We start from the raw sequence: 20269 nt of genomic DNA, 5'->3' as shown, positions 1-20269 counted from the left end.
GGTGCAGATGAACCAAAGGCCCCGGCGGATCGCTCCGCCGGGGCCTTTTAGTCTCTGACAGAGGATCACGCCCTACTGGTCGAGATAGCCGGACAGCTCTGCCACCGCCTCGGGCGCGGCCATCAGAGAGGCCTGCCCCAGATCGGGCAGCTGGTGCGCGATCCCCTTGTGGCAACTGATACAGGTCTTTTCTCCGGTGAACAGGAACCGCTCATGCGCCTCGGCAGCGCGGGTGCTCTGCCGGGTGATGTCCATCGACTCGGCGGAATGGCAGTTGCGGCATTCCAGCGAGTCGTTTGCCTCAAGCCGCGCCCATTCGTGCTGGGCCAGCTCAAGCCGCTTTTCCAGGAACTTCTCGCGCGTGTTGATGGTGCCAAAGATCTTGCCCCAGACCTCTTTGCTGGCCTGCATCTTGCGCGCGATCTTGTTGGTCCACTCATGCGGTACGTGGCAGTCGGGACAGGTGGCCCGCACGCCCGAGCGGTTGGAATAGTGGATGGTCGGCTGGAGTTCCACGAACACGTTGTCACGCATCTCGTGACAACCGGTGCAGAACGTCTCGGTATTGGTCAGTTCCAGCGCGGTGTTGAATCCACCCCAGAACACAACGCCCATGACAAAGCCGCCCATGGTCAGAAAACCAAGGGAATAGTGGACACTGGGGCGGCGTACCGCACCCCAGGTCCGGCGCAGGAAACCCAACATCAGTCAGATCCCCCCTGCTGGTTTTTCACATATTCCAGAACCGAGTCGATATCGACAAAGCCGTTCTCGACCAGCGGGCGTGCTTCGGTTTGGGCCACGTGGCACTGGTTGCAGAAATACCGGCGCGGCGTGACCGAGGCGAGGAACTGGTTGTCACGGCTCATGAAATGCGTGATCGAGACCATCGGCGCCTGGCTGATCTCAATCGCCTCGCGGCTATGGCAGGTCAGGCACTTGTTGGCGTTCAGGTCGATCTGATAGCCGTCGATCTTGTGCGGGATCAGCGGTGGTTGCTCGGGGTAGTTGCGCACCTGACGCAGGTCCGTATTCACCACTTTGGGAATGACCATCGGATCGGCATTGTCGGCCAGCGGGGTGCCACCCCGCAGGGTGGCGACCGATTGCTGGGCAAGGGCCGCGCCGCCGATGGCAGCCGCCAGGATGGCGGCGATCAAAGCTGTCTGGCGTTTCATGTGTTTACACTCCCACCGGCACGATCTTCACCGCGCATTTCTTGAAGTCGGTCTGTTTCGACAGCGGGTCGGTGGCATCCAGCGTGACCTTATTGATCAGCTGGCGCGCATCGAACCACGGGACAAAGATCAGCCCCTTGGGCGGCTTGTTGCGGCCCCGGGTCTCGACCCGGCTGACGATATGGCCGCGCCGCGACTCGACCTTGACCGCCGAGCCCCGCCGGACGCCCATCGCCTGCGCGTCATCGGGGTGCATGTAGACCAGCGCATCCGGCACCGCCTTGTGCAGTTCCGGCACCCGCTGGGTCATCGAACCCGAGTGCCAGTGTTCCAGCACACGGCCGGTGGTCAGCCAGAACGGGTATTCCTCATCCGGGCTTTCGGCGGCGGGTTCGAAGGGCAGCGCAAAGATCACCGCCTTGCCGTCGGGCTTGCCATAGAACTCGAAATCCGAGCCCGGGGTCACGTAGGGATCGTACCCTTCCTTAAAGCGCCACTGGGTCTCTTTGCCGTCTACCACAGGCCAGCGCAGACCGCGGATTTCGTGATAGGTGTCGAAGGAGGCCAGATCGTGCGCCTTACCGCGCCCGAACTCGGCATATTCCTCGAACAGGCCCTTCTGGATGTAGAATCCGAAATCCTCGGATTCGTGGTTGCCGTATTCCTTGGCCTTCTCGGTCAGCTCGTACTGATCGACCTTGCCATTGGCAAACAGCACCTCGAACAGGGTCTTGCCCTTGTATTCGGGGTTGGCGTCGAGGATTTCCGCCGGCCACACCTCATCGGTGGTGAAGCGCTTCGAGAATTCCACGACCTGCCACATATCCGACTTGGACTCACCCGGTGCGTTGACCAACTGATACCAGAACTGGGTGCGGCGTTCGGCGTTGCCATAGGCGCCTTCTTTCTCAACCCACATGGCAGCGGGCAGGATCAGGTCGGCAGCTTCTGCCGTCACGGTCGGATAGGCGTCCGAGACCACGATGAAGTTGTCGGGGTTGCGATAGCCCGGCAGCCCTTCCTCCATCATGTTGGGCGCGGCCTGCATGTTGTTGTTGACCTGCACCCAGTAGCAGTTGATCTCGCCATCCTTCAGTTTGCGGTTCTGCACCACCGCATGGGCGCCGTTCCAATCGGGCACAGTGCCCTCGGGCAGTTGCCAGATCTTTTCGGCAATCGCACGGTGCTCGGGGTTCTTGACCACCATGTCGGCGGGCAGACGGTGCGAGAACGTGCCAACCTCGCGCGCGGTGCCGCAGGCCGAAGGCTGACCGGTCAGCGAGAACGGCGAGTTGCCCGGCTGCGAGATTTTCCCGGTCAGCAGGTGGACGTTGTAGATCATGTTGTTGACCCACACACCGCGGGTGTGCTGGTTCACGCCCATGGTCCAGAGCGACATGACCTTGGTTTCGGGATCGGCGTAGAGCTTGGCGATATTCTCCAGCGTGTCAGCCGGAACGCCGGACATCTCGGCGGCTTTCTCAAGCGTGTATTCCGACACGAACTCGGCGAATTCCTCGAACGTCATCTCTTCGGAGGCGCCTGAGTTCGGGTTGGCGGCGGCCTGTTGCAGCGGGTGATCGTCGCGCAGGCCATAACCGATATCGGTGGCGCCCTTGCGGAAATTCACGTGCTTGGAGACGAAATCCTCGTTCACCGCGCCGTTCTGGATGATGTAGTTGGCGATATAGTTCAGAATCACCAGATCCGTGTGCGGCGTGAACACCGCCGGAATATCGGCCAGATCGAAACTGCGGTGGATAAAGGTCGACAGGACCGCCACCTTCACATGCGAATGGCTGAACCGGCGGTCGGCCAGGCGGGTCCACAGGATCGGGTGCATCTCGGCCATGTTCGAGCCCCAGAGCACAAAGGCATCAGCGTTCTCGAAATCGTCATAGCAGCCCATCGGCTCGTCGATGCCAAAGGTCCGCATGAAGCCGCCCACGGCGGACGCCATGCAGTGCCGCGCATTCGGGTCGATGTTGTTCGACCGGAACCCAGCCTTCATCAGCTTGGCGGCGGCATAGCCTTCCCACACTGTCCACTGGCCCGAGCCGAACATGCCAATCGCGCCGGGGCCTTTCTCGGCCAGGGCCTTTTTCCACTTCTCGGCCATGGTGTCGAAGGCCTCGTCCCACGAGACCGGCTCGAAATCGCCATCCTTGTGGTACTGGCCATCTCTCTTGCGCAAGAGCGGCTGGGTCAGGCGATCCTGCCCGTACATGATCTTGGACAGGAAATAGCCCTTGACGCAGTTCAGGCCGCGATTGACCTCGGCCTCGGCATCGCCATGCGTGGCGACGACGCGGCCTGCCTTGGTGGCAACCATGATGGAGCAGCCCGTGCCGCAGAAACGGCAGGGGGCCTTGGACCATTTCAGGTCTGTAAGCTCGGCTTCGGTGATCAAGTTCTGTGCTGCAGCGGGGATCGGGATGCCCGCCGCGGCAGCGGCGGCAGCGACCGCCTGTGCCTTGATGACATCACGTCTGGTAACTTCAGTCATGCAATTCTCCCCGTTCCGGCCTTATGCCGGGACTTCTGGTTCGGTTTCGGTTTGATGATAGACGAGCGACGCGCTGGCGACGCCGTCGATAAGATTCAACTCGTTGAGATGGTTCACGATTTCCGCTTCGCTTTCGGTTACAAGCGTCACGATGATCTTGCCGGACGGGTCGGTGACCTGCGTCTCGGCGGCGGCGATCTTGCCGATTTCGGCCTCTACGGTTTCCATCTGGGCCGGGTCGGCCAGAACCATGAGGCTGGAGATATGAACGAGATCAGCCATTGAGGTGATCCTTTTTGGGTGTTTCGACGGTAATGGCCCCAACCGGACAGACCGGCAAACAGGCGCCGCAGCCTTTGCAGGCCTCAGCATTCACCGCGATGCGGCCAACGGGCCGGTGCGACAGGTCCAGGCGCAGGGCCGTCTGCGGACAGGTGTCAGTGCACAGCTGGCAACCGATCCCGGCGGCCTGCATGCAACCCGATCCGATGACGGCGATCTGGTCCCAGGGCTCGGCGGTGATCTCGGCGAATACCGCCTCGTCACAGGCCTCTGCGCAGGCGCCGCAAAAGGTGCATTCACCAAGTTCGAAATCGATGGCTGGCGTGTCCGCATATCCGGCAAACAGGATGCCCTCGGGACAGGCCTCTATGCACCTTCGGCAGCCAATACATGCATTTCGGATGCTACTTTCAGTGGACCAAGGTGGGCGTTGGTAATCCGACCTTTGTCGGAACATCTGGCGTGGGTTTGCTGTTCTTACCTGGCCAGACATTCCACCGTCACCCGGTTGGGGGTCCGTAGATCAGTTGGAACATCCAGATGAGGAAGCCCCATCCGCCCACGATTGCAATTGCAAGCGCGGGGGCGAGGAAAACCGCAAGCAGTATGAAAGCACGGCGTTCGTCGCGCTTCAGGTCCTGCACTGGCTCATGGGTGGTAGACAATTCAGACGTCTCCGATCGCATTGGCTGACCCGAGTCTAGATCAACGCGGACGGGAATGTCCACAGCAGGAATGCCGAATAACCGCAAATTCCGATCTGGTGTTTAACTCGTTTAATATGAATAAGTTACGCGTTCCACAAACGCGTTATATCCGATCACTGACCACACCTTACGATGCGACTCAGGCGCGAAAGCTAGCGCGAAAAAATATGACCGCAAAACGCTACTTTTTCGCCCCGGAATCACTGGCGTCGCATCGGATGGTCGAGGCCCGCAACACCAGTTCGGGCTCAAGCAAATAGGGCCGCGGCACCCGGCGCTGCTCCACCCACCCGGCAATCGCATGGGCGGCGGCTTCGCCCATGCGCGAAACCGGCAGATGCACCGTTGTCAGACCCGGCGCCGTATGGGCCGAACCGGGCAGATCGTCGAGCCCCATCAGCGACATTTCATCCGGCACGCGGATGCCCTGACGCTGCAGTTCGAACAGAACCCCCGTGGCCAGAACGTCCGACAGGCACATCACGGCGCTGACCCGCGCATCGGCGGCCAAAATCACCCGCGCGGCATCGCATCCTCCGGAAATCGAGATCACGGCCTCATGACATTGCACCGAGACACCATCGCCCGCCCCCAACACGCCCTCCAGCCGCGCCCGCGTCCGGTCATTGTTGGCACGTGGGCCGTGCACAACGGCAATCCGGCGATGCCCCAGCCCGGTCAGATGCTGCAACGCCAGCCGCGCAGCGGCAGCGTTGTCATATCCGATGGTCGGTAAGCCGTAGTCCGGCGCATAGAAGGACGTGGCGATGGCGGGCAGCTGGCAACGCTCGATCAGCGCATCCAGATCGGGGGCATGGGTAATGCCGGACACGATCAGCCCTTCGGCGCCGATATCCACCAAATTCTGCGCCTTTGCCGCCTCGATGCCGGGATCGTCATGGGTGGTTGCCACCACCAGCGACAGTTTGTGCTCGCCCAATGTACGCTCAAGCGCGGCCAGGAACCGGGCAAAGATTGCGTTGTCCAGTGTCGGCACCAGTGCTCCGACAAACCGCGTCCGGCCAGAGTTGATCGCGCGCGCGGCAGCGCTGGGGACAAAGCGTAGCTCGGAAATCGCCGCCTGCACTTTCTCGCGCGTCTCAAGCTTTACCGTTCCGGGCGCGTTCAGCACCCGGGACACGGTGGCAACCGAAACACCCGCCGCTTTGGCGACGTCCCGCAGGTTTGCACGCTTTTTAGGCTCGGGGCCTGTCATAATGGTCTGAATTCCCTGACTAACGAGAGTCGGCTCATGAAAGGCTTGACATATGTAACTAGTTTCATCAACTCTTGTAACTAGTTACATTTCAGCGATTCCGCGAAAATGATGCACGGCCAGACAGTCATACACGACTTCAGCAACATGGGGTTCGACACGTCCGGACGCCGGTTCCCCGGTTTTCCGAAAACCACTGGCGCGCGGCCATATGCGTTGGCCCCGCGTGAGGCCTTAAAGCTGGAGATGTTGGCAGGCGACCTGATCTCGGTGGACGGGATCACACCATCAGGCCCGCTTGAACTCGCCACGTTCGATGCCTCAGGGCAGCCGATGCTGGCGGCGCTGGGCCTGACGTCGAACCGCACGGTTGAGCCTTCGGATTTCGACAGCACCCGGTTCAGCGACTGGATCGCGGCACAGGGCGGCGACCCTTTTCAGCCGGTTCTCTCCCGCCGGCTGGCGCAGGCGGAGGATGCGTTGATCCTCAGGGCGGACCAGCCTTTGACCATCTGGCTGATCCGCCCGGCGCCTGCCCAGAACATGATTGACGGCGCCGGCGGCGGCAGCGTCACCGTGCTGCACAAGCCCGCTGTCGTGAACGGCCCGCTTCTGCCGCCGCTGTTGGGCGACACAAGGGACGAGTTCACCGTGCCGCGCGGCACCGGATGCGCCTACGAGGTCAAGGCCGGCGAGGTCATCCAGATCATCGACATCGAGGGGCAGCAATGCTCGGACTTCATGGCCCTGCGCGCCGACGGATTGGACCGGGGTGACGAGTGGATAATCGACTCGACCGCCACCCGTTCGATGGTGCGGCGCGCCTATCCCGGTCCGGGTCTGCTGGACAAATTCTATGACCGCGAAATGCGCCCGCTGCTGAACGTGGTACAGGATACCTGCGGGCGGCATGACACGTTCGGGCTGGCCTGCACCGCGCGCGGATACGAAGAACGCGGCTTTCCCGGTCATGTGAACTGCTCCGACAATATGTCGAACGCGCTCGCTCCTTATGGCGTCGCGCGGCGCTCGGCCTGGCCTGCGATCAACTTTTTCTGGAGCACGTGGATCGACCCCACGACGCATCACCTGCTGACCGAAGAATCCCACTCCCGCCCTGGCGATTACGTCGCCATGCGCGCGATCGAGGATCTGATCTGTGTCTCGACCGCCTGCCCCGACGATATCGACCCGATCAACGGCTGGAACCCGACGGACGTGCATGTGCGCATCTACCGCCCCGAAACTCCGATCCGCCGCGCCGTTGCCTATCGCGAAAAGGAAGACGCCCTTATGTCGATCAGCCAGGATTCCGCGTTCCATGAGCGTCTGGCCCCCCTGACCCAGCATTTTGCCCCGGCGCGCGATCTGTGGGCGCCGGTCAGCTATCCCTCGCATGGCACTCTGGGTGAATATTGGGCCTGCCGCGAGGCGGTGACGGTGCAGGACATGAGCGGGCTGCGCAAATACGACATTGTCGGCCCGGATGCCGAGAAACTGATGCAACAGGCCACCACTCGCAACGTGGCGAAACTGCCGGTCTGGCGCGGTTCCTACACGCTGATGTGCGACGAGAGCGGCACTGTTATCGACGACGGCACCCTGTTCCGACTGGCACCCGATCTGTTCCGCTGGTGCTGCGGGTCCGAAGAAAGCGGGCGGGTGCTGCAAGCGCTGGCCTCCGAGCGCGGGCTGCAGGCGCGGGTGCATGCGATGCGCGGGGCGCTGCCGAATCTCGCTCTGCAGGGCCCGAAATCACGCGACTTGCTGCGCAAGATCGCCTTTACCCAGCCGCATGTGCCGGCTCTGGATCACCTCAAATGGTTCGGCGTCACCGTGGCGCGGTTGCATGACCGCGAGGGCGCGCCCTTCATGCTGTCGCGCTCGGGCTATACCGGCGAGCTGGGATACGAGATCTTCTGCGCCAAATCCGACGCCATTGCCATCTGGGACGCGGTGATGGCGGCTGGCGAAGAGTTCGGGATCACCCCCATGGGCTCCGCGGCACTGGAAATCATCCGGATCGAGGCCGGGCTGGCCGCCGCAGATGCCGAATTCGCGCCGGGCGTCGATGCGTTCGAGGCGGGACTGGGTTTTGCCGTCGATCTCAACAAGGCCGACTTCACCGGCAAGGCGGCGCTTGAGCGCAATGCCCGCGAGCCGCGGCGGGTGCTCAAGGGCCTGCTGATCGATTGCGACGACATGCCCGCCCATGGCGCCCATGTCTATCTGGGTGAGCGGCAGGTGGGCGTGGTCACCTCAGCCACCCGCTCGCCCTCGCTTGAACGTGCCATCGCCATGGCGCGACTGTCGGTCGAACACTCAGACAACGAAACCCGGCTTGAAATCGGGCAGCTCGATGGACGGATGAAGCGCCTCGGCGCCACCGTCACGGACATTCCATTCATTGACCCGCAACGCAAGCGGGCGCGCGCCTGACAGCGTAACCGACACAATCAACAGGAGAGAACCAGGAATGAAACAGATCAAGACACTTACAGCCGCTCTGGCCCTTACATTCGGCGCCACCGGCGCGATGGCTCAGGACAAGGTCATGGTGGGCGAGCCCAGTTGGCCCGGCGCCAAGATCATGAGCCGGGTAATCGGTCAGGTGATCGAAGCCCGTCTGGGTGGCGAAGTGGGCTACGCCCCGGGCGCCAACGCGGTGATCTTTGCCGCCATGGACGGTGGGCGCGGCGATATCGACGTGCATCCGGATGTCTGGCTGCCGAACCAGTCCTCCTTCACCGATGAATATGTCGACCAGAAGGGCACCGTCGCCCTGTCCGAAGGCAGCTATGAGGGCCGCGCGGGCATCTGCGTACCGAACTACATGGTCGAGGATCACAACATCAAATCGATCTACGATCTGGCCACTCCCGCCGCGCAAGAGTTGTTCGACTCGGATGGCGACGGCATGGGCGAGGTCTGGGTAGGAGCGTCGGGCTGGGCCTCGACCAACACGTTCAAGGTGCGCGTGCGCGACTATGGCATAGAAACCTTCCTGACCCCCACCACCGAAGATGAAACCGTGTTCTACTCGCGGCTGAAGGACCTCGTGGATCAGGGCAAGGGTGCGGCCTTCTACTGCTACGCGCCGCATTACGTCCACGCGCTTTATGACGTGACCATTCTGGAAGAGCCCGAGCATGACGCGGCCACCTACAAGATGGTGCAGCCGGATCAGGATGCCGATTGGTACAACAAGTCCAACGTCAGCACCGGCGAGCCGGTCAAGACCGTGACCGTGGCCCATTCCAAATCTCTGGAGCAGCGCAACCCGGCGGCCGCCTCGTTCCTGGCCAAGATCGACATGGATGCGGACCAACTGAGCGGGCTCACCTATGAGGTGGTCGTGAAAGGCCGCGAGATCGATGAGGTGGTTACCGAATGGATCGCTGCCAACGGCGATATCGTGGATGGTTGGCTGGGCCTGAACGTCAACTGAGCCGAACATGACCCCGGCGGAAAGCAGCCGGGGTCCAATACCACCAAACCAATATCAGCGGGGCCAGTATGACAGCGGATATCGCAATCGACGCGCGTGGCGTCTGGAAAGTGTTCGGCAACCGGGCACAAGAAGCGTTGAAGGCCATTCATGCCGAAGGGCTGAGCAAGGCCGACGTGCTCGATAAGTATGACTGCGTCGTGGGCGTCGCCGATGCCAGTTTCGAGATCGAGCGCGGTGAACTGTTCTGTGTCATGGGCCTGTCCGGTTCGGGCAAATCGACCCTGGTCCGCCATGTGAACCGTCTGCTGGAGCCCACCGACGGGCATATCTATCTGGACGGCGACGATGTGATGGGCCTCAACGATGAGGGGTTGCGCGATTTGCGCAACCGCCGCGTCGCGATGGTGTTCCAGAACTTCGGACTCATGCCGCACCGCACCGTACGCGACAACGTGGCGATGCCGCTGGAGATCCGCGGCACCGGCAAGGCCCGCCGCTGGGAAGAGGCGGACCGGGTGCTGGAACTGGTGGAACTCACCGGCTGGGAAGACAAATACGCCCATGAACTGTCCGGCGGCATGCAGCAGCGCGTGGGCCTCGCCCGCGCCATCGCCGCCGACCCCGAGATCCTGCTGATGGACGAGCCGTTCTCGGCGCTCGACCCGTTGATCCGCAAGCAGTTGCAGGATCAGTTCATGGAGCTCAGCCACAAGCTCAACAAGACCACCATGTTCATCACCCACGATCTCGACGAAGCGATCCGCATTGGCCACCGCATCGCGATCATGAAGGATGGCCGCATCGTGCAGATCGGTACGCCCGAAGAGATCATCCTGAACCCTGCCGATGACTACGTGGCCGATTTCGTGGCAGGGATTTCCAAGCTCAACATGATCTTCGCCCATTCGGTGATGAAACCGGTTGACGAGTTCGAGGCCCATCACGGCGAGGTGCCCAAGGACGCCAAGGAGGCGCATCCGGAAATGGACCTGTCGGACCTCATGAACCTTTGCGTCGATGGGCATGGCGTCGTCGCCGTCACGCAGGGCGGGAAGACCGTAGGCGTGATCAACCGCGCGGGGCTGATCCGCGCCATTCAGGACAGCCAGGCTTAAGGAGGCGGACATGAAACACGTGGGCGATGCAGAGATCAAACCGGAAACCGCCGACCGCCTGAACACGCTGATCGCGGAGTTCGTGGGCAGCGGACAGGCCTATTACCAGCAGACGTTCGGCTACATGATGCAGGCGCCGGGCTACCGGTTCACGCTGAACAAGGCGGCGGCCCTGCTGGGGCCGATCTGGTTCGGCGCACGCGGGCTCTGGTCCTGGTTCCTGGGCTTTCTGGTGCTGGAAACCCTGGCCTATATTCAGATCGGGCTGGGCCTCATCGGCGATCTAGGTCGTGATTTTCGGGAGCGGGCCGCGCAGATCGAGCAAACGCTGGAACTGAGGCGGCAACAGATCGCGGCGGCGGAACAATCCGGGGCTGCGTCCCTCGATTCGCTGAAGCGAGCGGCGGAATCACTGGAGGGTGCGCTTGCTGGCGCCCAAGAGGCTGCGCGCAGCGCGGATTCCACGGGCGTGACCTATCTGATCATCGGCATTGTGTTGTTGCTCGGAGTAAAATTCCTCGCCGCATCGCTCGCCAACTGGACGCTCGAAGGCCAGTTCGCCCGGTGGCGGTCCGATCACAGCGTCGCGAATGGCTGGTCAGGGCCAAGGCTGCTTATCTCTTCGGTGCTGACGGTCGCCGTCGTGGTGCTGACCACGATAAAGTTCGCTCAGCCCGACGCGGTGAACCTGCTCAAGACCTTCCCGACCAACCGCGACTGGCGGCTGAACGTGGGCGACGGGGTGCAGGCTGTGTTCGAATGGACCAAGACCGCCGGGCGCGGGTTCTTCGACGGGCTGACTTACGGGATGCGCACGTTGCTCGACTGGATCGAGGTTGTGCTGGTCGACACGCCCTGGCCCGTCGTGGCGTTGGTGATCATCATGCTCGCCTTTCTCTCCGCCGGTCCGCGCGTGGCAATCTTTACCGGCGCGGCGCTGGCCTATCTGGGCCTGCTGGATTTCTGGGAAAAGGCCATGACCACTATCGCGCTGCTCGGCGCGGCCGCGCTGATCTCGATCACACTGGGCATTCCGTTGGGCATCTATTGCGCCCGCAGACCGCGCGCCTTCGCTATCGTGCGACCCATTCTGGACTTCATGCAATCGATGCCGTCGTTCGTCTACCTGATCCCGGTCGTGGCCTTCATCGGCTCGGGCAAACCCGCTGGCGTGGTTGCGACCATGATCTTCGGCAGCCCGCCGGTGATCCGCTTCACGGTTCTGGGCCTACAACAGGTGCCCGAAACGGTGCGCGAGGCGGCGCTGGCCTTTGGCGCGACGCCTCGCTACCTGCTCTGGCGGGTGGACCTGCCGCTGGCGCATAAGACGATCATGGCGGGCGTGAACCAGACCATCCTGATGTCGCTGGCCATGGTGGTCGTCGCCTCGCTGATCGGCGCCAAGGGGCTGGGTGAGGACGTGCTGGAGGCGCTGCAATACGCCGCCGCCGGTCAGGGCATCCTTGCAGGTCTCGCAATCCTGTTCTGCGCGCTGATCCTCGACCGTATCGTGGCGGGCAAACGCTAAAGTCACCGGCGCTGACCAGCGCCGGTTACGTGTCCATGTCGTGCAGTTCGTTGAGCAGGTCCAATAGGGCCTCGTACTGATCAGGCCCCAAATGCGCCCGGATGCGCTCGGCAGCCTGAATGCTGGCGGTCAGGTTATCGTGAATGATCTTCTGCCCGGGATCTGTGATCTTGATGATCTGCTTGCGCCGATCATCCGGATCAGGGCGCCGGTCGATTAGCCCCTTCTCATCCAGCTTCTGCAAAATCCGCGTCAGGCTGGGCAACAGCAGGCACGCCCGCTCGGCAATACGGGTCGGATCCTGAGGGCCCTCCTCCTCCAATACACGTAGAACCCGCCACTGCTGTTCCGTGATTCCGACATCGCTCAGCATCGTGCGGATCGGCCCCATGACGCTTTCGCGTGCCCGCAGCAGAGCGATTGGCAAGGACCTTGAAGTAAGCGGTAATTCGCGTGTCATACCAAACCTTTGCCGAATTCGGCCTCTTTCGCAACCGGTGATTGATTTGGCGGCGGTTGACAGAATCATAAAATTACTTCACATGTTAATTAAAGGAGAGCGCAGATGCCGCACGTCATCGTGGACTATTCCGCCAATATGGAGACCCGCACCGATATCGGCGCGCTCTGTGAGGCGCTGCGGGCGGCCGCGCTGGAAACCAGAATTCTCCCGCTTGCCGGCATCCGCGTTCGGGCGGTGCGGGCCGATCATGTGGCGATCGCGGACGGTGATCCAACCCATGGCTATGTGGACATCTCGGTCCGCCTGCGCGGCGGGCGCGACCTGCAGGCCCGAAAAGACGCGACCGCACATATCTTTGCGGCGGCGGAACGCTTCCTCGCCCCGACAATGGCCAAACACTCCGTCGCCCTGTCGCTTGAGATGCGCGACATCGACCCCGAGCTGTCCCCGAAGACCGGCACGATCCGGGACCATCTGAAAAAGGCTGATCAGGATGACTGACCTCGACACCAATATCGCGAAACTGAACGGACATCTGGAACGGTTCCGCACCAGCGGCATCCAAAACCTGATCGGCGGAGAGTCCGTGGGCGCGACCTCGTGCGCGCGGTTCGAGACACATTCCCCCGTTGATGAGAGCCTGATCTGTCCCGTCGCCCGGGGCGAAGCAGCGGATATCGACGCCGCCACCGAAGCGGCCAAGAACGCGTTCCCAGCGTGGCGTGACATGCCCGCGCTAGAACGCCGCAAGATCCTGCACCGTATCGCCGACCTGATCGTCGAACGCGCCGAGGAAATCGCGCTGTGCGAATGCTGGGACACCGGTCAGGCGCTGCGCTTCATGTCCAAGGCAGCGCTACGCGGGGCCGAGAACTTCCGGTTCTTCGCCGACAAGGCTCCGGCAGCGCGGGACGGGCAGAACCTGCAATCGCCGACCCTGATGAACGTCACCACGCGGGTGCCCATCGGCCCGGTCGGCGTCATCACCCCGTGGAACACGCCCTTCATGCTCAGCACCTGGAAGATCGCCCCGGCGCTGGCGGCGGGCTGCACCGTGGTGCACAAGCCTGCCGAGTTCTCGCCTTTGACCGCCCGCATTCTGGCCGAGATCGCCCATGAAGCCGGTCTGCCCGCCGGGGTCTGGAATCTGGTCAACGGTTTCGGCGAAGAGGCGGGCAAGCGCCTGACCGAACATCCCGACATCAAGGCCATCGCCTTTGTCGGCGAAAGCAAAACCGGCTCGATGATCATGAAACAGGGTGCCGATACGCTGAAGCGCGTGCATTTCGAACTCGGTGGCAAGAACCCGGTCGTGGTCTTCGACGACGCCGATCTGGACCGCGCGCTGGATGCCGCGATCTTCATGATCTACTCGCTGAACGGCGAGCGCTGTACCTCATCCTCGCGCCTGCTGATCCAGGACAGCGTGGCCGATGCGTTCCTGGCCAAACTGACCGCCCGCGTGAACAACATCCGCGTCGGCCATCCGCTGGATCCAACAACCGAGATCGGCCCGCTGATCCACAAGGTGCATTTCGACAAGGTTACATCGTACTTCCAGACCGCCAAATCTGACGGCGCCACCATCGCCGCCGGCGGTGAGCGGGTCGGCGACACAGGCTGGTTCGTGCGCCCCACCCTCTTCACCGATGCCACCAACGACATGACCATCGCGCAGGAGGAGATCTTTGGCCCGGTCCTGACCGCCATCCGGTTCAGCGACGAAAGTCAGGCTCTAACACTGGCCAATGACACCCAATACGGCCTGACCGGCTATGTCTGGACCAACGATCTGACCCGCGCCCTGCGCTTCACCAATGCGCTTGAGGCGGGCATGATCTGGGTTAACAGCGAAAACGTCCGCCACCTGCCCACCCCGTTCGGAGGTGTCAAGGCCAGCGGCATTGGCCGCGACGGCGGCGACTGGTCCTTCGAGTTCTACATGGAACAGAAACATGTCGGCTTTGCCACCGGCCAACACAGCATCCCGCGCCTCGGCGCCTGAGACCTCGGGGAAACGCGCACCCAATCTTTGAGGAGGAGAGAATGGGCGAAATCGTTCTCGCAGCCAAATGCACCCACGTTCCGACCATGCTGATGTCGGAGCAGCCCGGCCGTCTGGAAGGCGCCCGCCAACCCGCTATCGACGGCCACCGTGAAATCGCCCGGCGCGCCAAGGCACTGGGGGCCGATACCATCGTGATTTGCGATACCCATTGGGTGATCAATGCGGGCTATCACATCAATGCCAATCACCGGTTCGAGGGGCTGTTCACTTCGAACGAGTTCCCGCAATTCATCCAGAACCTGCCCTATGCCTACGAAGGCGACCCGGTGTTGGGTGACGCCATCGCTGCCAAGGCCACCGAAAAAGGCGTCTACACCCTGTCGCACCAACTGGACTCGCTGGAACTGGAATACGGCACCCTTGTCCCGATGCGGTTCATGAGCCGCGAGGGCGATTTCAAGGTCGTCTCCATCGCCGCCTGGTGCACCGTGCACGACCATGACGAAAGCCGCGTGATCGGCGAGGCAATCCGCGAGGCGGTCGAGGCCAGCGACAGCAAGGTGCTGCTGGTCGCCTCCGGCTCGCTCAGCCACAAGATCTGGGCCAACAAGGACTACGCCGCCAATAACGGCACCTTCACCATCAGCTCGGAATTCAACCGCCAGATGGACCTGCGCGTGCTGGAGCTGTGGCAAAAAGGCGATCATGCGACCTTCCTGAAAATGCTGGGTGAGTACGCAGAATTCTGCTGCGGTGAGGGCTCGATGCACGACACCGCCATGCTCTATGGTGCACTCGGCTGGGACAGCTACACCGCGCCCTGCGAGCTCATCACCGAGTATTTCCCCAGTTCCGGCACCGGCCAGACCAACGTGATCTTCCCGGTTCAATAAGGAGGCCCGATATGCCCGTCCCCGCCCCGAACCTCTATCCGCCCTTCAACATCGTACGGCTCAGCCACGTGGAATACCGCGTGACCGACCTGACCGCCTCGCGCGCGTTTTACGTGGACACGCTGGGCCTGCAGGTCACGCACGAGGACGACACGCGCATCCACCTGCGCGCGATGGAGGAACGCGGCCATCACTGTATCGTGCTGGCGCAGGCGGATACAGCCGAGGTGGGGGTGCTGGGTTTCAAACTGTTCGATGAGCCTGATCTGGACAAGGCCGCCGAGTTCTTCGCCGCGCGCGGCCTGCCGGTCGAGTGGGTGGAGCGCCCGCATATGGGCCGCACCCTGCGCACCCGCGATCCCTGGGGCATCCCGCTGGAATTCTATGTCCGGATGGAGCGGCTGGCGCCGATCCACCAGAAATACAGGCTCTATAACGGGGTAAAACCTCTCCGCATCGACCATTTCAACATGTTCTCGGCGGATGTGGATGCGGCGGTTGAGTTCTACAACGACATCGGATTCCGCGTCACGGAATACACCGAGGACGACGAGAGCGGCAAAATCTGGGCCGCCTGGATGCACCGCAAGGGTGGCGTGCATGATGTGGCGTTCACCAACGGCTTCGGCCCGCGCCTGCATCACACCGCGTTCTGGGTGCCGAACCCGCTCAACATCATTGACCTTCTCGATCTGATGTCCACCACTGGCTATGTCGACAATATCGAGCGGGGACCGGGGCGGCATGGAATTTCGAACGCGTTCTTCCTCTATGTGCGCGACCCGGACGGGCACCGGATCGAGATCTATTGCTCGGACTATCAGACCGTCGACCCGGACCTTGAGCCGATCAAATGGTCCCTCACCGACCCGCAGCGCCAGACCCTCTGGGGCGCCCCCGCACCGCGCAGCTGGTTCGAAGAGGGCTCGACCTTCGAAGGTGTCACACCAGCGCCCAGCGCGCTCAACGCCCAGCCGATCATCGCACCCTGACCCAACGGTCGCCAAAGCCCTCTCCCCTCGGGGGAGCGGGTTGGGTGAGGGGGCGCCAGCCACAAGGATCACCGCATGAAGTGGAACGAGTTCGCCGACTGGGGCCGCAAGGTCGCCGACTGGACGCAGGACTATCACCTGACCGTGGGCGACCGCCCGGTGCGGGCGCGGACCGAGCCGGGTGATGTGCTGAGCGCGCTGCCTGAAACCCCGCCGGAAACTCCTGAAGCGATGGAAGATATCTTCCGCGATTTCGAGGATATGGTGATGCCCGGGATAACCCATTGGCAACACCCAAGATTCTTCGCCTATTTCAACTCGAACGCCTCGGCCCCTTCGGTTCTGGCCGAGTTTCTGGCCAGCGCCATCGCGCCGCAATGCATGCTGTGGCAGACCTCTCCGGCGGCGACCGAGATGGAAACCCGGATGATGGATTGGCTGCGGCAGGCGCTGGACCTGCCCGAGGGGGTTGCGGGGGTCATTCAGGACTCGGCGTCCTCGGCCACGCTCGCGGCGGTGCTGACCATGCGGGAAAAGGCGCTGGGCTGGCAGGGCAACGAACAGGGTCTCTTCGGGCAGAAAACACTGCGAGTCTATTGCTCGTCCGAGGTGCATACCTCAATCGACCGCGCCATCTGGGTCTCCGGGATCGGGCAGCAAAATCTCATCCGCATCCCGATCAAGGGCGACTGGCGCGGCATGGACCCCGAAGCGCTGGAGACAGCAATTCAGGCCGATTTAGAGTCTGGTTTGCAGCCCGCGGGCGTGATCCTTTGCGTCGGTGGCACCGGCACCGGCGCCACCGATCCGGTGGAGCAATGTCTTGAGATTGCCGAGAAATATGGCCTCTATACCCATGTGGATGCCGCCTGGGCTGGGTCCGCGATGATCTGCCCGGAATACCGCCACTACTGGCCGGGGGTGGAGCGTGCCGACAGCATCGTCTTCAACCCGCATAAATGGCTGGGCGTGCAGTTCGATTGCTGCGCGCATTTCCTCAAGAACCCGGACGATCTGGTGCAGACGCTGGCGATCAGTCCAGAGTATCTCAAGACCCATGGCAAGGACGGGATCATCAATTATTCCGAGTGGTCGGTGCCGCTGGGTCGGCGTTTTCGGGCGCTGAAGCTTTGGTTCGTGATCCGCACTTACGGGCTGGAAGGTCTGCGTGAACGGCTGCGCAATCACGTGAATTGGTCGCAAGCCTTACACGATAGGCTGGCGGCGGAGCCGGATTTCGAAATCGTTACCAAACCCATGTGGTCGCTCTGGACCTTCCGTTTTGTACCGGGTTCTGACCCCGGTTTGTACAATTTGGACGATCTGAATCTGCGGCTGGTGAACGCCATCAACGACGATGGCCGCATCTATCTGACCCAGACCCGGGTGGACGGAGATCTGGTGATCCGTTTTCAGGCCGGGCAGTTCGAGACCACCGAGGAGGATGTGAGGATGGCCTTCGACGTCATCACCGAAATTGCGAGAGGGCTCCTGTGATGCGCTTTGCCACTTACAGTTTCGGAGGCGATACCTTCTATGGTGCCGTGACCGAGGGCGGCATGGTTGCCCTCACGCCCGATTTCCCGGATTGGCCGACCCTGCGCGAGGTGATCGAGGCAGATGGTCTGCACGCTTTGGCGCTGGCGGCGAAGGACAGGCCAGTCACCCATCCCGATGGCAGCTTCCGCTACGAAATCCCGATCCCCGCGCCGGAAAAGATCATCTGTGTCGGCGTGAACTTCCCGGACCGCAATGCCGAGTACAAGGACGGGCAGGAAGCGCCGCCGAACATGTCGCTCTTCATCCGGTTCCCGCGCTCGTTCACCGGAGCCGGGCAACCGCTGATCCGGCCGCCGGAGACGCCGCAGCTGGATTACGAAGGCGAGATCGCGGTGGTGATCGGCAAGGGCGGGCGCCGTATCGCGCAGGACAAGGCGTATGACCACATCGCGGCCATTTCACTGTGCAACGAAGGCACGTTGCGCGATTGGGTGCGGCACGCGAAGTTCAACGTCACGCAGGGCAAGAACTGGGACAAATCCGGGGCGATTGGGCCTTGGTTAGTGCCTTTTACGGCCCCGGCGCAGCTTGATGACATCCGGCTGACCACCCGGGTCAATGGCGAGCCAAGGCAGGATGATCGCACCAGCCGGATGCTGTTCCCGATCCGGCGGCAGATCGCGTATATCTCGACCTTCACCACGCTGGTGCCCGGCGACATCATCATCACCGGCACCCCCACCGGCGCGGGCGCCCGGTTCGACCCGCCGCGATTCCTGAAACCCGGTGACGTGATCGAGGTTGAGGCGGAAGGCATCGGCACGCTTGTCAACACGGTGGAGGACGAATGACCCCGGATCAGCATACGCAAGCCGCCGAGACGTTGTTTCAGGCCGAGCAGAGCGGCACGCAATGCGGGCTGCTCAGCCTGCGCTATCCCGGCATGACCCTGGACGATGCCTATGCGGTGCAGAAGCAACTGGTGGCGAAGAAGCTGGCGGCGGGGCGGCACCGGATCGGGTGGAAGATCGGCCTGACCAGCCGCGCCATGCAGGACGCGCTGAAGATCGAGACGCCGGACAGTGGGGTGTTGCTTGATGACATGGCGTTCGGGAACGGCGGCACCGTGCCCGCAGGCCGGTTCATCCAGCCGCGCGTCGAAGCCGAGATCGCCTTTGTCATGAAAGCTCCGCTGGCCGGGGCCGACTGCACCCGCGCGGACGTGCTGGCGGCGACCGATTACGTCTGCCCGTCGCTGGAGATCCTCGACACCCGCATCCTGCGCGCCGATTCCGAGACCGGGCAGGCGCGGATCATCACCGACACGATCAGTGACAATGCGGCCAATGCGGGTGTGGTGCTGGGCGATGAGCGCCATGCGGTGGACGCCCATGACCTGCGCTGGGTCGGGGCCATCGTCACCCGCGATGGCGTTGTCGAGGAGACCGGGCTGGGCGCCGGGGTGCTCAACGATCCGGTGACCTCGGTCTTGTGGCTGGCGCGGCGGATGGCCGAGTATGGACTTGTGATCGAGGCTGGCGATATCGTCCTGTCGGGCTCGTTCATCCGGCCCATCGAGGCGCCTCCGGGCGCCGCGTTCCAAGCCGATTTCGGGCCGTTCGGCTCGGTTGATGTCAATTTCGCCTGAAAGGTTCCGCCATGGCCGCCCCGACAAACACGTTCAAACAGGCTCTGAAACGGGGCGATCGGCTGATCGGCTGCTGGATGAGCTTTGCCGAATCCAACACCGCCGAGATCATGGGCACCACCGGGTTCGACTGGCTGGTGATCGACGGCGAGCATGCGCCCAACGACATTCGCTCGATCCGCGATCAGTTGATGGCGCTGGCGGCCAGCCCGTCGCATGCCGTCGTGCGGGTGCCGGTGGGCGAGACCTGGATCATCAAGACGGTGCTGGATGCGGGGGCGCAGACGGTACTGGTGCCGATTGTGGAAAGCGCTGAACAGGCGCGTGAGCTGGTGCGGGCCTGCCGGTACCCGCCGCATGGCGCGCGCGGGGTCGGGGCCACAGCGGCGCGGGCTGCGATGTTCGGGACGGTCAGCGAGTACATCCCGACGGCCGATCAGGAGATCTGCCTGCTGGTGCAGGTCGAGAACCGGGCGGGTATCGACGCGCTAGACGATATATTGCAGGTCGAGGGCGTAGACGGTGTGTTCATCGGCCCGGCGGATCTGTCCACCGATATGGGGTTTCAGGGCAACAGCGCCGCCCCAGAGGTGCGCGCGGTGATCGCCGACGCCATCACCCGGATCAAGGCAGCAGGCAAGGCGCCGGGTATTCTGGGAGTCAGCGAGGAGGCCACGCAGGCCTATCTGGACATGGGGGCGCAGTTTCTGGCGGTGGGGATCGACGTGCTGATCCTGGCTCAGAATGCACGGGCGCTGTCGGCGCATTGGAAGGCGAAATAG

Annotated in this window: 20 protein-coding genes; 12 read left to right on the top strand and 8 right to left on the bottom strand. The window is 62.6% G+C overall.

The window, feature by feature from the left end:
- Nucleotides 1–72: 72 nt before the first annotated feature.
- The 7 genes from AB3N21_RS08170 to AB3N21_RS08140 form a co-directional block, all read right to left on the bottom strand.
- Entirely contained in the window at nt 73–705 is a 633-nt protein-coding gene (locus AB3N21_RS08170; RefSeq protein WP_367934763.1) for a cytochrome c3 family protein, read from the bottom strand.
- Entirely contained in the window at nt 705–1178 is a 474-nt protein-coding gene (locus AB3N21_RS08165) for a nitrate reductase cytochrome c-type subunit (protein ID WP_367934762.1), read from the bottom strand. The genes AB3N21_RS08170 and AB3N21_RS08165 overlap by 1 nt, the downstream gene beginning before the upstream one ends.
- A gap of 4 nt (nt 1179–1182) precedes the next feature.
- Nucleotides 1183–3684, bottom strand: coding sequence for a periplasmic nitrate reductase subunit alpha (napA, locus tag AB3N21_RS08160; RefSeq protein ID WP_367934761.1), 2502 nt, complete (start codon nt 3682–3684; stop codon nt 1183–1185).
- Between the two features lie 21 nt (nt 3685–3705).
- Nucleotides 3706–3966 carry a chaperone NapD gene (locus AB3N21_RS08155; protein ID WP_171178995.1) on the bottom strand — a complete coding sequence of 87 codons (261 nt, stop codon included), beginning with the start codon at nt 3964–3966 and terminating at the stop codon, nt 3706–3708.
- Nucleotides 3959–4423 carry a ferredoxin-type protein NapF gene (locus tag AB3N21_RS08150; protein WP_367934760.1) on the bottom strand — a complete coding sequence of 155 codons (465 nt, stop codon included), beginning with the start codon at nt 4421–4423 and terminating at the stop codon, nt 3959–3961. Before AB3N21_RS08150 ends, AB3N21_RS08155 begins: the two co-directional genes overlap by 8 nt.
- Nucleotides 4424–4466: 43 nt before the next feature.
- Complete coding sequence (gene napE, locus AB3N21_RS08145; RefSeq protein ID WP_171178999.1) at nt 4467–4652, bottom strand: periplasmic nitrate reductase, NapE protein; 186 nt, start codon at nt 4650–4652, stop codon at nt 4467–4469.
- Between the two features lie 202 nt (nt 4653–4854).
- Nucleotides 4855–5889, bottom strand: a complete 1035-nt coding sequence (locus AB3N21_RS08140) for a LacI family DNA-binding transcriptional regulator (RefSeq protein WP_367934759.1) — start codon at nt 5887–5889, stop codon at nt 4855–4857.
- A 111-nt stretch (nt 5890–6000) separates the two neighbouring features.
- Between AB3N21_RS08140 and AB3N21_RS08135 the strand changes: the two genes are divergently transcribed.
- From AB3N21_RS08135 to AB3N21_RS08120, 4 genes are all read left to right on the top strand, one after another.
- Nucleotides 6001–8328 (top strand): DUF1989 domain-containing protein, encoded by a 2328-nt coding sequence (locus AB3N21_RS08135; protein ID WP_367934758.1) that lies wholly within the window; start codon nt 6001–6003, stop codon nt 8326–8328.
- Between the two features lie 37 nt (nt 8329–8365).
- Nucleotides 8366–9337, top strand: a complete 972-nt coding sequence (locus AB3N21_RS08130; protein WP_367934757.1) for a glycine betaine ABC transporter substrate-binding protein — start codon at nt 8366–8368, stop codon at nt 9335–9337.
- A 68-nt stretch (nt 9338–9405) separates the two neighbouring features.
- On the top strand, nt 9406–10455 hold the full coding sequence (locus tag AB3N21_RS08125) for a glycine betaine/L-proline ABC transporter ATP-binding protein (protein WP_171179006.1): 1050 nt from the start codon (nt 9406–9408) through the stop codon (nt 10453–10455).
- Between the two features lie 10 nt (nt 10456–10465).
- Entirely contained in the window at nt 10466–11983 is a 1518-nt protein-coding gene (locus tag AB3N21_RS08120; RefSeq protein WP_367934756.1) for an ABC transporter permease, read from the top strand.
- A 25-nt stretch (nt 11984–12008) separates the two neighbouring features.
- On the opposite strand, the gene hpaR is transcribed toward AB3N21_RS08120, so the two are convergent.
- On the bottom strand, nt 12009–12443 hold the full coding sequence (hpaR, locus tag AB3N21_RS08115; RefSeq protein WP_171179010.1) for a homoprotocatechuate degradation operon regulator HpaR: 435 nt from the start codon (nt 12441–12443) through the stop codon (nt 12009–12011).
- A gap of 105 nt (nt 12444–12548) precedes the next feature.
- On the opposite strand from hpaR, the gene AB3N21_RS08110 reads away from it, so the two are divergent.
- The 8 genes from AB3N21_RS08110 (at nt 12549) to AB3N21_RS08075 (ending at nt 20269) form a co-directional block, all read left to right on the top strand.
- Nucleotides 12549–12947 carry a 5-carboxymethyl-2-hydroxymuconate isomerase gene (locus AB3N21_RS08110; RefSeq protein WP_367934755.1) on the top strand — a complete coding sequence of 133 codons (399 nt, stop codon included), beginning with the start codon at nt 12549–12551 and terminating at the stop codon, nt 12945–12947.
- Nucleotides 12940–14451 carry a 5-carboxymethyl-2-hydroxymuconate semialdehyde dehydrogenase gene (hpaE, locus tag AB3N21_RS08105; RefSeq protein ID WP_367934754.1) on the top strand — a complete coding sequence of 504 codons (1512 nt, stop codon included), beginning with the start codon at nt 12940–12942 and terminating at the stop codon, nt 14449–14451. The genes AB3N21_RS08110 and hpaE overlap by 8 nt, the downstream gene beginning before the upstream one ends.
- 41 nt (nt 14452–14492) lie before the next feature.
- Nucleotides 14493–15347 carry a 3,4-dihydroxyphenylacetate 2,3-dioxygenase gene (gene hpaD, locus AB3N21_RS08100; RefSeq protein ID WP_367934753.1) on the top strand — a complete coding sequence of 285 codons (855 nt, stop codon included), beginning with the start codon at nt 14493–14495 and terminating at the stop codon, nt 15345–15347.
- An 11-nt stretch (nt 15348–15358) separates the two neighbouring features.
- A complete protein-coding gene (gene hpaD / locus AB3N21_RS08095) occupies nt 15359–16339 on the top strand; it encodes a 3,4-dihydroxyphenylacetate 2,3-dioxygenase (protein WP_367934752.1) in 981 nt (326 codons plus the stop codon).
- A gap of 75 nt (nt 16340–16414) precedes the next feature.
- A complete protein-coding gene (locus AB3N21_RS08090) occupies nt 16415–17836 on the top strand; it encodes an aspartate aminotransferase family protein (RefSeq protein WP_367934751.1) in 1422 nt (473 codons plus the stop codon).
- On the top strand, nt 17836–18690 hold the full coding sequence (locus tag AB3N21_RS08085) for a fumarylacetoacetate hydrolase family protein (protein WP_367934750.1): 855 nt from the start codon (nt 17836–17838) through the stop codon (nt 18688–18690). The genes AB3N21_RS08090 and AB3N21_RS08085 overlap by 1 nt, the downstream gene beginning before the upstream one ends.
- The gene (hpaH, locus tag AB3N21_RS08080; RefSeq protein ID WP_367934749.1) at nt 18687–19487 is read left to right on the top strand and encodes a 2-oxo-hept-4-ene-1,7-dioate hydratase; all 801 of its coding nucleotides are present in this window, start codon (nt 18687–18689) and stop codon (nt 19485–19487) included. The genes AB3N21_RS08085 and hpaH overlap by 4 nt, the downstream gene beginning before the upstream one ends.
- Nucleotides 19488–19498: 11 nt before the next feature.
- The gene (locus AB3N21_RS08075) at nt 19499–20269 is read left to right on the top strand and encodes an HpcH/HpaI aldolase/citrate lyase family protein (RefSeq protein ID WP_367934748.1); all 771 of its coding nucleotides are present in this window, start codon (nt 19499–19501) and stop codon (nt 20267–20269) included.

Origin of the sequence: Ruegeria sp., from assembly GCF_040830605.1 — a bacterium.
Lineage (GTDB): Bacteria > Pseudomonadota > Alphaproteobacteria > Rhodobacterales > Rhodobacteraceae > Ruegeria.
The sequence above is the reverse complement of the archived record's forward strand: the minus strand, read 5'-3'. Positions and strand labels throughout refer to the sequence as shown.